Origin of the sequence: Pseudorhizobium halotolerans (assembly GCF_902153235.2) — a bacterium.
GTDB classification, from domain to species: domain Bacteria; phylum Pseudomonadota; class Alphaproteobacteria; order Rhizobiales; family Rhizobiaceae; genus Neorhizobium; species Neorhizobium flavum.
Genome location: NZ_CABFWE030000013.1, coordinates 152,721 through 164,106, shown reverse-complemented (window position 1 = coordinate 164,106; position 11,386 = coordinate 152,721). Strand labels below are relative to the sequence as shown.

12 protein-coding genes are annotated in these 11,386 nt (G+C 59.6%); 4 read left to right on the top strand and 8 right to left on the bottom strand.

What is annotated here, in order from left to right; genetic code table 11:
* Positions 1 to 274: 274 nt before the first annotated feature.
* From FN060_RS19850 to FN060_RS19835, 4 genes are read left to right on the top strand one after another with little or no spacing between them, the layout of a single operon-like run.
* Entirely contained in the window at positions 275 to 550 is a 276-nt protein-coding gene (locus FN060_RS19850; RefSeq protein ID WP_052642648.1) for a metal-sensing transcriptional repressor, read from the top strand.
* Between the two features lie 10 nt (positions 551 to 560).
* Entirely contained in the window at positions 561 to 1,814 is a 1,254-nt protein-coding gene (locus tag FN060_RS19845) for a nickel/cobalt efflux transporter (RefSeq protein ID WP_052642646.1), read from the top strand.
* Positions 1,811 to 2,251, top strand: coding sequence for a YqaA family protein (locus tag FN060_RS19840; RefSeq protein WP_052642644.1), 441 nt, complete (start codon positions 1,811 to 1,813; stop codon positions 2,249 to 2,251). Before FN060_RS19845 ends, FN060_RS19840 begins: the two co-directional genes overlap by 4 nt.
* 1 nt (position 2,252) lies before the next feature.
* On the top strand, positions 2,253 to 2,972 hold the full coding sequence (locus FN060_RS19835; RefSeq protein WP_065814607.1) for an urease accessory protein UreH domain-containing protein: 720 nt from the start codon (positions 2,253 to 2,255) through the stop codon (positions 2,970 to 2,972).
* A 149-nt stretch (positions 2,973 to 3,121) separates the two neighbouring features.
* On the opposite strand, the gene FN060_RS19830 is transcribed toward FN060_RS19835, so the two are convergent.
* From FN060_RS19830 to FN060_RS19795, 8 genes are all read right to left on the bottom strand, one after another.
* Positions 3,122 to 3,880, bottom strand: coding sequence for an iron ABC transporter ATP-binding protein (locus FN060_RS19830; RefSeq protein WP_052642642.1), 759 nt, complete (start codon positions 3,878 to 3,880; stop codon positions 3,122 to 3,124).
* Positions 3,877 to 4,818, bottom strand: coding sequence for an iron chelate uptake ABC transporter family permease subunit (locus tag FN060_RS19825; RefSeq protein WP_052642640.1), 942 nt, complete (start codon positions 4,816 to 4,818; stop codon positions 3,877 to 3,879). The genes FN060_RS19830 and FN060_RS19825 overlap by 4 nt, the downstream gene beginning before the upstream one ends.
* A complete protein-coding gene (locus FN060_RS19820) occupies positions 4,811 to 5,791 on the bottom strand; it encodes an ABC transporter permease (protein WP_052642638.1) in 981 nt (326 codons plus the stop codon). Before FN060_RS19820 ends, FN060_RS19825 begins: the two co-directional genes overlap by 8 nt.
* Positions 5,788 to 6,696 carry a siderophore ABC transporter substrate-binding protein gene (locus FN060_RS19815; protein ID WP_052642637.1) on the bottom strand — a complete coding sequence of 303 codons (909 nt, stop codon included), beginning with the start codon at positions 6,694 to 6,696 and terminating at the stop codon, positions 5,788 to 5,790. Before FN060_RS19815 ends, FN060_RS19820 begins: the two co-directional genes overlap by 4 nt.
* The gene (locus tag FN060_RS19810) at positions 6,693 to 7,010 is read right to left on the bottom strand and encodes a DUF2218 domain-containing protein (protein ID WP_052642633.1); all 318 of its coding nucleotides are present in this window, start codon (positions 7,008 to 7,010) and stop codon (positions 6,693 to 6,695) included. Before FN060_RS19810 ends, FN060_RS19815 begins: the two co-directional genes overlap by 4 nt.
* A 62-nt stretch (positions 7,011 to 7,072) precedes the next feature.
* On the bottom strand, positions 7,073 to 9,181 hold the full coding sequence (locus FN060_RS19805; protein WP_425287751.1) for a TonB-dependent receptor: 2,109 nt from the start codon (positions 9,179 to 9,181) through the stop codon (positions 7,073 to 7,075).
* Positions 9,182 to 9,511: 330 nt separating this feature from the next.
* On the bottom strand, positions 9,512 to 10,438 hold the full coding sequence (locus FN060_RS19800) for a FecR family protein (protein ID WP_065814612.1): 927 nt from the start codon (positions 10,436 to 10,438) through the stop codon (positions 9,512 to 9,514).
* 134 nt (positions 10,439 to 10,572) lie between these two features.
* Positions 10,573 to 11,088: a sigma-70 family RNA polymerase sigma factor gene (locus tag FN060_RS19795; RefSeq protein WP_052642629.1), complete on the bottom strand. Its 516-nt coding sequence runs from the start codon at positions 11,086 to 11,088 to the stop codon at positions 10,573 to 10,575.
* Positions 11,089 to 11,386: the final 298 nt, after the last annotated feature.

Below are 11,386 nucleotides of genomic sequence, written 5' to 3'. Positions count from 1 at the left end.
CGAACTCCAGATCGTCATCGTGCGAATGATCGCCGTGATCATGGGAATGGGCATCGTTTGCGACGACGACTGCCGGCGCGTGTTGGCTCAGCGAATGCGTTCCGGCCGGCATGGACGCGAATACGAGCATGGCAAAGCCTGCCAGCACGGCCATTATCCTGGTCCCGAATCGTGATCTCGTGTGAAACCGCATGTTGCTCCTGATAGACGCAAACCCCGGCGGAGACAAGAATCCGCATTGAAATATCCTCTCCAGGGGGATAGGAATTACATTATGACAGAACATCGACACGAATCCCATCCCGACATCATCAAGCGGCTGAAACGCGCCGAAGGACACCTCAAGAGCGTCATCGCCATGATTGAGGCCGGCAGGCCATGCCTCGACATCGCCCAGCAGCTTCACGCCGTCGAAAAGGCGGTCGAGAATGCCAAGCGAACGCTGATCCAGGATCATCTCGACCATTGCCTAGACGAGACCGTCGGCGCGCTCGATCGCGAGCAGCGCAAGTCCATCGACGAGTTCAAGGCGATCACCAAATACCTGTAAGGAGGGCGACATGCCCGGCTTCGCCGAACTGCTCAGCCAGGGCTCCGCCCATGCCTGGCTCTTCATCCCCAGCGCGATCCTCCTCGGCGCGCTGCACGGGCTGGAGCCCGGCCATTCCAAGACGATGATGGCAGCCTTCATCGTGGCCATCCGCGGCACGGTCTTGCAGGCCGCGCTGCTCGGCATCGCGGCGACGATCTCGCATACCGCCGTCGTCTGGGGCATTGCCTTCGCCGGCCTCTATCTGTGGCGTGGCGTCGATGCCGAGACCGTGGAACCCTATTTCCAGCTCGCTTCGGCGGCGATCATCATCGCCATCGCGCTGTGGATGCTCTGGCGCACCCGGCAGGACCAGAAGATGGCAAAGGCCGCCGCCGGGCACTCGCATGACGGACATCACGGTTCGCACGATCATGGGGTTCAAGGTCATCATCACGCGCATGGGCACGATCATGACCACGGGCACGGCCATGGGCATCGCGGCCACGGCGAGGAGGTGCGCCGGATCGATACCGGGCATGGCGTCGTTGCGCTGGAGATCTTCGAAGCGGGCGTGCCGCCCGTCTTTCGCCTGCGGACCGAGCGGGGCCATGTCTGGCAACCCGACGACGTGAAGATCACGACGGAACGGCCGGATGGATCCGTTCAGGTCTTCGCTTTCGCCGACCGGGGGGACTATCTGGAATCCCTGACCGAAATCCCTGAGCCGCACGAATTCATGGCGCGCCTCAGCCTCGGGCACGGCAATCACAGCCACGACTACGACCTCTCCTTCGTGGAGGGCGACGGTCACGACCATATGCATGAGGAGCTGCGCGGGCTGGACGTCGCGACCGATGGCTATCAGGATGCGCATGAACTGGCCCATGCCAACGATATCCGCCGCCGCTTCGCCGACCGGAAGGTGACGACCTGGCAGATCGTCCTCTTCGGCCTGACCGGCGGCCTGATCCCGTGCCCCGCCGCCATCACCGTCCTGCTGCTCTGCCTGCAGCTCAAGGAATTCACGCTGGGCTTCATCCTCGTGCTCTGCTTCTCCATCGGCCTTGCCATCACGCTGGTGACGGTCGGGGCGATCGCGGCACTCAGCGTCCGGCACGCGACGAAACGCTGGTCGTGGTTCAGCACGCTGGCACGCCGGGCGCCTTATGTCTCAAGCCTGCTGATCATCGCGGTCGGCATTTACATCGGCATCCACGGCTGGCAGGGCTTGGCCGCGCGGGCCGCCGGCGAACCGCTTGCCGTCGGGCAGGTGGACGGGTGACGGCCGATCTTGCGGCTTATTTCGGCCTCTTCGGCGCGGCATTTCTGGCAGCCACCATCCTGCCCGCCCAATCGGAGGCCGTGCTTGCCATGATGATCCTTGCCGAGCGCTATCCGCTTGCCATCCTGATCGGGATCGCGAGCCTCGGCAATGTGCTCGGTTCCATCGTCAACTGGGCACTCGGGCGCGGCATCGAGCGCTATCGCGACCGCCGCTGGTTTCCGGTTTCGCCGAAAAAGCTCGAAAGCGCCGAAGGCTGGTATCGGCGCTATGGCAAGTGGTCGCTTCTGGCAAGCTGGGTGCCAATTGTCGGCGACCCGCTCACCGTCGTCGCGGGCATCTTGAGGGTACCGCTTCCGACCTTCGCAGCATTCGTCACCATCGCTAAGGCCGGCCGCTATCTGGTGCTGGCCTGGGTAACGCTCGAGGTCGCCTGACATGCTGACCTGGATTCTCGAGTTCCAGAAGGAGACCTATCTCACCTTCGGGGAGCATATTCGCACCTTGGCGGGCGGAGGCGGCTCGGCAGCGCTTCCGGCCTTCCTTCCCATGGGACTGCTGCTGGGTGCCGTCCATGCCCTGATGCCGGGCCACAGCAAGCTGCTGCTGGCGACCTATATCGCAAGTTCGTCGGGCGGGATGTGGAGCGCACTCCTGACCGCCTTCACGCTGGCGGCGACACACATATCCATCTCGGTGCTGATTGTTCTCCTGTCGCTCCCGGTGATCGATTACATGTTCGGCGGCTCGGGACCGGGTTCCTCGCCGCTGCTCGAACACATGAGCCGCGGTGCCATCGGCCTGATCGGCCTCTGGATGATCTGGCGAGGCACACGCGCTACCGCCCACGGTCACGCGCGCCGCGACGGCGCGGGCTTCGGCTTCGTGGCAGGTCTCATTCCCTGTCCGCTCACCCTCTTCGTCATGACATATGCGGCGGCCCGTGGCGTAACAGGCGCGGGACTGCTGTTCGCTGTCCTGATGCTGGCGGGCGTCGCTCTGACACTGGGTGCCGTGGCGCTGCTGGCGGTGTCCTTCAGAAAGGTCTTCGACCGGTTGTTCATCCGAAACAAAAGGCTGCTCGACAAAGTGTCGCGAGGACTGGAGATTGCTGCTGGCCTCGGCATGGTCGCTGTCGCTGCGGCGACCATTTTTTGACCTCGTTTATTTAAGGTCTTGAGGGGAAGTGAACCTGCGATCCCGGAGCTCCCAGTTAACAACATCCGCTGGAGAGTTCGGACGTCTATCCAGTATCTGCCTGCGCACCGCTTGCAGTCCGCGTTCAGCGGAAGACGCGTCAAAGACAACTACTGAAAGTGCAGGACCACTGGGGTGCCGTTGATCGTTTCCACCTCCATCTCAAACCCGAAGATATCGAAAAGCATCGGCGGGGTAAGGATCTCACGCGCCGAAGCATTGGCGACGACGCGACCGTCTTTCATCGCCACGATCCGATCTGCATGGGAAGCCGCCTGATTGACATCATGAAGCACTATGACGACAGTCTTGCCGTGTGCTTTGGAGACAGCCTTGAGAGAGCGCATCAGCTCACGTGCGAAGTACATGTCGAGGTTGTTGAGAGGCTCGTCCAGAAGCAGGTATTCAGTATCCTGGGCGATTGTCATGGCGACGAGAGCACGCTGCCTTTGGCCCCCTGATAGTGTCTCAAGGAACCGATCCGCCAGATCCGTCAAATCGAACTGCTGCAGTGCCCGCTCCACCAACGCGTGATCCTCGTTCGTCAGCTTGCCCCGTCCGTGCGGGAAGCGACCGAAGCTGACGAGCTCCCTTACGCGCAGTCGGCTGGTTACGAGCGGCTCTTGCCGGAGGATCGCGATGACTTTCGCGAGCTCCCTGCTGGGTGTGGCGTGGACTGGCAAGCCGCCGGCTGTGATCTGTCCGGCCTGCAAGGGCTGCAGCCGGGCGATCAGAGATAGAAGGGTTGATTTGCCTGCTCCATTCGCGCCCACGAGCGCCGTTATGCCACCCTTCGGAATGTCTAGCGACACGTCCTGAAGGATCGTCTTGGAGCCGCGAGAGAAGGAAACGTTTTCAATACGGATCATCTACGGCTTCCGACAAAGAGCAGGATGAGAAACACGATGCCGCCGGCGAATTCAATGACGATCCCGAGGGTGGCGCTATTGCCCAACCCATGCTGGAAGATGGTCTGTCCGCCAACAAGGACTACCACCGCAGTCAAGGCAGCGGCCGGAAGAAGCACAGCATGCCGTCTTGTATCGACGACGATCTCCGCGAGGGCGACTACCAGCAAACCGAAGAACGCAACCGGGCCAACCAGCGCGGTGGAAACTGCAGCAAGCGCTGACACCAGCAGCAAGAGCCCCGCGACAGTGCGTATCCACGACACGCCGAGACTTATCGCTGCATCGGCGCCAAGCGCAACGATGTCAAGCACGTGTCTTGCCCGCCACACAACGAGGAAGCCGCCAACCGTGATCAATGACGCCAGGAAAAGCAGCGAAGTCTCAACGTCATTGAAGTTTGCGAAGCTGGCCCCCTGCGCCACTGCAAAGTCGTTTGGATCCACCAGTCGAGCCAGCAAAGACTGCAGGCTGCGAAAGAGGACGCCCAGAATGACCCCCGTCAGGAGCAAGAATCCCATGTCCAATCGACGCCTGAGCATGGGAAGCAGGAGAGCCGCCGACATCGCCATCAGCAACAGGACCTCGCCGCTGAACTTGATCTGAGCGTCAAGGGCCGAATAACCCAGGCCTCCGAGCAGGAAGACGAGCAACATCTGTCCGAACAGGTAGAGCGCGTCCAGGCCCATGATGGAGGGCGTCAGGATTCGGTTGGCTGTGATGGTCTGGAAAACTACGGTTGAGATCCCGATCGCTATGCTAACCTGAACCAGGGCAAGCAGCTTGGTGGCTCGTAGCGAGAGCACGAAGGGGATGTTTCCTCGTAGCCCGATCGTCATATAGGCGCTCATACAAACAAGAGCCGCAACCGCGAGATAGATGACGCGCCGGTTACTCATCTGCAGCTCGCCGCCAGACAAGCCACAAGAAGACCATGCCGCCTACGCAACCGACGACCGTACCCACCGGAATTTCGTAGGGAAACCGGATTAGTCTGCCGAGAATGTCGCAACCAAGGACAAGGACAGCGCCGCAAAGAGCAACAATGGGTAGCGTCCCGCGCAGGTTGTCGCCCATCATCCGCGACACAATGTTCGGCACGACAAGACCGACGAAGGGGATTGTCCCCACGATAACTGTGCCCAGCGCCGAGATCACCGAAACGATGACAAGGCCCAGTTGCAACATCCGAGAATAGTCGACACCGAGCGCGATGCTGGCGTCGCGTCCCAATGCCATGATCGTCAGCCGGTCTGCGATGAGCCAGGCGACGACGACCATGATGGCTCCAAGCCACAGAAGTTCATAGCGGCCGCGAAGAACGCCCGAGAAGTCGCCTTGCGTCCACACGGACAGATACTGAAGAAGGTCGGTCTGCCAAGCAATGAAGGTAACCGCTGCGCCAATCACTCCGCCATAAACGATGCCAAACAGCGGAACGAGAAACGGCTGGGTTGGTGGCAGCCGGTGGGCCGTCGCAAGGAAGACGGACGTTCCAACAAGTGCCGTACCAACGGCGATCAAGCTCTTTAAGAACAGGCTCGCCGAAGGCCATAGCAGAGTGACGAACAGCACTCCGAGCTCGGCACTTTGCGCCGTCCCCGCCGTCGAGGGCTCCACGAATCGGTTGCGGGCAAGCGTCTGCATGATGACGCCCGCAATCGCCAATCCGGATCCCATAAGCAGTGCCGCCAGTGTCCGGGGCAGACGACTGATCATAATAAGCTGCAAGGCCTCAGGGTTGGAAAGCATCTGCCCGACTGTAAGCTCGCCCACCCCTACAAGGAGACTCGCCAGACAGAGAGCGGGCAGCGTCAGTGCCATCGTCAATAGAAACGGGGAGGAGGCGCCTTGATCTTTGCCGATGCTCATTGCGCGCGTGAGAACGCCTCGGCGATGGCGGCAAGAACACGCTTCGTGGATTGGATACCGCCCGCGGCGATATAGAAATCTGCCGCAGGGAGATAGACGACCTGTCCCTTCTTCCAGGCAGACGTCTGAGCGACCAGCTCGTTGTTCAAGGTGGCCTCCGCGCCCTGGTCACCAGAGCCAATCGCTTCGGCTCGATCGAGGACGAGGAGCCAATCCGGATTTGCCTTGGCAATGAACTCGAATGAAACGGCCTCGCCGTGATTGGCAGCTTCCAGATTGGATACAGCAGGGGGCAGGTCAAGCGTCGAATGGACCCAGCCAAAGCGCGAGCTAGCCCCATAGGCCGTGATCTTGGGTCCGTTGGTCATGACGATCAGAGCGGTCCCCTTTCCGGCAGTCGCTGCCCTTGTAGCCTCGATTTGCTCATCAAGCTCCGATGCTGCCTTTGCCGCCGCCTCCTCCTTGCCGAACAGGGTAGCGTAGGCTGCAAGACGTTGCTTCGCCTGCTGCACAAGATCTTGCCCCGTCATCGTCATGTCGATGGTTGGTGCTACCTGCGAGGTGGCGTCCACCTTGGTTGAGGAACGACCACCGAGAATGATCAGATCGGGCTCCAGCGCGCTCAGCGCCTCGAGATCAGGTTCGAAGAGATTTCCGACGACCTCTGCGCCATCCAACAGGGGCTCGAGCTGCGGGAGGTAGAGCTTTTCGGGGAGACCGGCAGGTTGCACGCCCAAGGCTTGTAGCGTGTCGAGCGCCGCCATGTCGAAGACAGCAACCTTGGCCAGTGGCGTCGCGACTTCGACCGGACCGCGTGCTGTCTCGATCTCTGCGGCTTGTACGACAAGTGGTGATAAGGCAACAACGGCCGCGGTCACGACAGTCATCAGACGACGAGGGCTCATGCTTTGTCATCCTGGTCTGTAGATTGAGCGGCCGGCCTCCATTCCAACGCTTCCAAGTTCTCGCGATATGCGAAGGTCACGAGATGGCGTTCGATCACCGACTGCGTCTGCTGGAGCTGCTCGTCATCGGGCGCGCTGACGGTAATATCCAAGCGATCCTCGTGGGCATGAAGAAGAGCGGTACCGCATGCAAATCGGCACTCTCCGTCACGTTCAGTGTGGACCACCTCGATCTTATGGCCGAAGTGCTTGCACAACTGAGCCAGATATTTCTGCGCCTCCGCTGTCTGCCAGCTCGAATTTGACTGCACCACGTTTGGCTCCTTCACATCATAGGGCAGGCGCAGCGGCCATAAGGCCGCTGCGCGGCCGCGATTTAGAACGTCGCTTTTGCCGTCAACAGGAAGGATCGCCCAGGCTCGTAAAGAGGCGTGACGGTGCCAAATTCCTGTCCATAGGTCGCGCGATCCGAATAGGTCTCGTCAAAGACATTCTTCAGGTCGGCGCGGAAGCTGAAGTTTGGCAGCGTCTCTGGCTTCCATTCCGCAAAAAGATTGACCACTTCATAGGCTTCATATGCCGGTGCACCTGCAGCAACGCGATCATACTCGGGCGCGAGTTCTATATCGCCGCCGACCGTGAGATTCCAGTCCAGGAAGGTGTGGGCTGCGGTAATCGTGATCAAGTCGCCGCCTGGCGTCGCGAGATAGTTGCCGGTGTCCGAGTCTACAGGTTCACCGTCAACATTCACGTTGATGTGAGCATATTTAACCTTCACGTAGCCGGTCGTCCATTCGTAGCCGAGAGCGATCTCGAAGCCCTTGGAAACCAGATCTCGATTGACCAAAGCGCCACTTGCGGGCGGTCTGTATCGAGCTATTCGGGCATCCTGGATGCTCGTCCTGAAGAGGCTCGCATCTGCGGTGAACCCTTCATAGTTGGCCTCCAGCCCAACGAGAACGTTGTTGGCGGTAACGGGCTCTGGACCATCGGCACCATAGGTCCAGCCTGGATTTATGATGAAGTTTTCCGCGAGCGGAATGCCGGCCCAGACATGCGAAACTCCGGCCTTCGCCGTCAAGACGTCGGTCAGGTCGTACTCCGCCGAAGCGTTCGCGCTCAAGCCACCGTTGTCGAATTCGTCCCCGTTCACGCCAGTGAACCACTGATGGTCCGCACGTCCGCCGAAGGAAAGCCTTGTACGATCCCACGGCTCAAGCCTCGCCTGAGCATAAAAGCCGATATTGCTCGCTCGCTCCCTGCCATCGTCCGAAAACCCAAGCGCCGCACTGGAAGCCACCAACTCTGCCTTGTCGCGGTAGAAGTCGACGCCAGCCACGATGTTGCCGAGATCGAAGGCGAAGTTATTCTCGAACTTTCCATTGAAGCTCGAAGTCTCGCCGATGGTCGGATAGCTGGAAGGGACGCCGGACGGGCAACCGGACGGGCAAATGAAGCCGAGTGTATCCACTTCCGTGCTGCTATAGGCGAGTTTGAAGGTTGGATCCCACCATCCTTCCGGCGTCGTATCCGTATAGGTGAAGACGGTGTTCTGCCGGTCGATGCGGATATCGCGCACACGCGGTTCCCAAGGCGGCCGCCCGGAAATGAAACCGATATTCGAGCGGAAAGGTCTGATGGCGTCATCGACGGCGCGGTCATAGCTGATCTCAAACCTGTCGCCGCTTTCCGCCTCATAGGCAATCTTTCCGAGACCGCTGATCAGGTCGGTACCCGTTCCAGGTACCTCGCTGCCGGTTCCGGCCACGAAGTCATCACCCTTTCCGAATGAGAAGTATCCGAGGAAATCAAAACCCTCATGAGCCCCATAAGCCGACAAGCCGGTCGTTACAGCATCGCTATTGAAGTTGTAGGTCGAGGTGACGAACCCGCCAAACGACTGGCCCGGCTCTAACAGGTCGAGTGCGTCGAGAGTTTCGTAGTGGATCGAACCCGCCAGCGCGCCGGGTCCGGCGTCGGCAGGTGCGATACCCGCATCAACATCCACCGCCTTCAAGAGGGAGGGGTCGATGAGGTTGGTGGCATTGTGATGAAAGACCTTGTTGTTTTGCCGAGAGCCGTCGATCGTCACCGCAAGATTAGTCTCCTCCACGCCGTGGACGTAAACCTTCTGCGACATAGGCAGCGAGCTTCCGACCTGGATCCCAGGCTCCTGTCTGAACACATCTCCCAAATCGCGTGGATTGATCTGGTCTAGTTCCTCTGTGCCGATGACTGTTTCCCCGACATCACCCTGACCCGCCCTGGAGGATTGAACGACGATAGTCTCCAAAGCAGTTGCGCCGTTCGCTAGCGTCGCCTGGTCACTGGAGGCATCGCTTATAACCGCGGTACCACCCGCGATGCGGTATCGAAGACCTGTTCCGGAGAGCATTCTAGCCAAAGCCTGCTCAGCGCTCATGCTCCCCCTGACCGGGGCTGAGGTGACGCCTTGGGACGATGATGCAGCGAGCGTGACCTGCAGGCCCGACTGCCTGCCGAAAGAGTTGATGGCAGCGCTGAGAGGTTGCGCGGGAATGTCAAAATCGGTGGTCGCTGTCTGCGCGAGGGCTGGTCGTTCCAGTATTGGACTTGCGGCAAGCACGACAAAGGCAACACTGGTTTGCAAGATCATCACAAGGGCTGATCCCCCGACCCCAGAGCTTACTCGCTTCAATGGCACACTGTTTGGAAAATTCATGAACCCCGTCTCCTTAACGCATACTGTCCAGCCCCCCATTGGCCGGCGCTCAGCGTTAAGACGACTTCCGCTGCAGGTTTTTTCACCTCAGAAGGAGAAAGTTTGTGGCTTTGGCTAGAGGAAGCTGAGCACACGCAGGTAAGGCGAGACATGGTGGACCGTCCCGCCATGCGGGGTCACAAGCGCCTCAAGTGCACGGTCTGGCTGAGAAAGGTCATACAGCCCTGTCACCCGACGGCTGGCAAGATCGGAGCTAGGAATAGTGATCCAGGCCTTGTGATACCGCCGCAGCTCCTCGACTACGGAGGCGATCGTCGCGTTCTCGACGAAGAGACGATTGTTTCGCCATCCCGCCATGTCGTCGGGAGATTGGCGGGTTTGGGTTGTTTCCCCGTCCGACTGCCGCACAAGGAACGAATCCCCTGGCGTCAGCTCAAATGAGCGGTCGGACTGTTTAGCAGTCAGCTCTACACGACCGTGAACCAGGTCAACTGAGGTGGCCTCGCGTTCAACGTGCACATTGAACGCGGTGCCCACAACCTTGATCTCGACTCCCGAGGCATTGACTATGAACGGGCGGCTGGCATCTGGCTCGACGGTGAAGAAGGCTTCCCCCCGAAGAAGGGTAACGCTGCGCGATGTTCGTGAGAAATCGGTGTCGACCGCAGTAGCCGGCGCCAGCTCGACGCGAGTACCATCTTCTAGCGACACCGTAAGACGCTCTGCCGCTTGCGTCAGAAGATCGGCTTTTAAATGTCGCGTTATGTAGGGGCTGGCCAACGTCAACAGGAGACAGGCTGCGACTGCTAACCCGATACGCCCCGCCGTCTTCCTGTAAGCCGACTGGGCCTCGCCCGCAGATCGGCTGGGAAGGGCACCCGAGCGAACATCCTCCGGCGACGTCTCGCCGAGAAGCTGCCAGGTTCGACAGGCTTGTTCCCAGGCCTTGCGGTGAGCCGAGGAGGTGTTGATCCAGTTTTCGAATGCTTGCCGATCGAGGTATGCGTCAGGCGCTTCGCGCAAGCGGATAAGCCAGTCCATGGCCTCTTCAAGTAATTCACCCCCGATTGTGCCGTGTCTCGTCAATTCAAACCTGCACTTTGCTGACCACACGTTTCCGATCATTCCTGCGTAGGAACGATTGAGGCTTTAGATTTTTTCAACTCGAGAGAGGATTACCGAACTTCTTCGTCAAGCGCGACTGCGATCTTCACCATGGCATCGCGAACATACCTGTGTGCGGTTGCCACTGACACACCCAGATGTGACGCGACCTCTTGAAGTGTGTGACCGCCATGGCGGTACATCTGAACTGCAATCCTGACGTCTTCCGGGAGGCGAGCAAGTGCGGCGGCTGCGACCTCCGCCTGATCTCTGAGAATTATCGTCTGCTCTGGAGTCTCGACCGGTTGCGGGAGTATCCAGAAGGGAGGATCGTCACAATGTCCGCGTCGCTCGATCCCTCGTCGTTTCAGAGCGTCTAGCGCCAAGTTGCGAACAATCCTGTAGAGATAGCTCACCCGATGTGCAGTTCCTAGGGTCGCAGCCCTTTCAGGAGCCAGGCGTAGGTACGCCTCCTGGACGATATCTTCTGCAGCCTCCCGCGAACGAAGAATGCTGGAGGCGTAGTCTATGAGCGCTGACCGGTGAACCAGATACCAGCCGTCCTGCTGCTGTACTTGTACGCTCATGGCGTTTGCATGTTCCGTCTGTGTCGCCGTTGGTCACGGTGAGCCAGCAGCCGACAAGGACTTATGGTTCATCATAAAGATGATGGCAATAGTCTACTTTAGCGATTATCTTTCAAAGCCGCCACCGCTTGATGACGCGGATGGACGATGTCCGCTTTCGGGAAGGCACAATAATAGCGTCAATGATATAGGTGGCGGTGCGAAGCTGTCACTGGACTTGAACCACAGCTGGCTCGAGCAAATACCTTGCCAGTGTCTCGCTCTTGATAGGACCTGAACCGTCGACCTTTCGAGGCGC

Bases quoted from the DNA above. Each gene is read 5' to 3' on its own strand.
- FN060_RS19800 (WP_065814612.1), bottom strand. From the start codon at position 10,438: ATGGACTGGCTTATCCGCTTGCGCGAAGCGCCTGACGCATACCTCGAT.
- FN060_RS19830 (WP_052642642.1), bottom strand. From the start codon at position 3,880: ATGATCCGTATTGAAAACGTTTCCTTCTCTCGCGGCTCCAAGACGATC.
- FN060_RS19835 (WP_065814607.1), top strand. From the start codon at position 2,253: ATGCTGACCTGGATTCTCGAGTTCCAGAAGGAGACCTATCTCACCTTC.
- FN060_RS19820 (WP_052642638.1), bottom strand. From the start codon at position 5,791: ATGAGCATCGGCAAAGATCAAGGCGCCTCCTCCCCGTTTCTATTGACG.
- FN060_RS19795 (WP_052642629.1), bottom strand. From the start codon at position 11,088: ATGAGCGTACAAGTACAGCAGCAGGACGGCTGGTATCTGGTTCACCGG.
- FN060_RS19815 (WP_052642637.1), bottom strand. From the start codon at position 6,696: ATGAGCCCTCGTCGTCTGATGACTGTCGTGACCGCGGCCGTTGTTGCC.
- FN060_RS19850 (WP_052642648.1), top strand. From the start codon at position 275: ATGACAGAACATCGACACGAATCCCATCCCGACATCATCAAGCGGCTG.
- FN060_RS19845 (WP_052642646.1), top strand. From the start codon at position 561: ATGCCCGGCTTCGCCGAACTGCTCAGCCAGGGCTCCGCCCATGCCTGG.
- FN060_RS19825 (WP_052642640.1), bottom strand. From the start codon at position 4,818: ATGAGTAACCGGCGCGTCATCTATCTCGCGGTTGCGGCTCTTGTTTGT.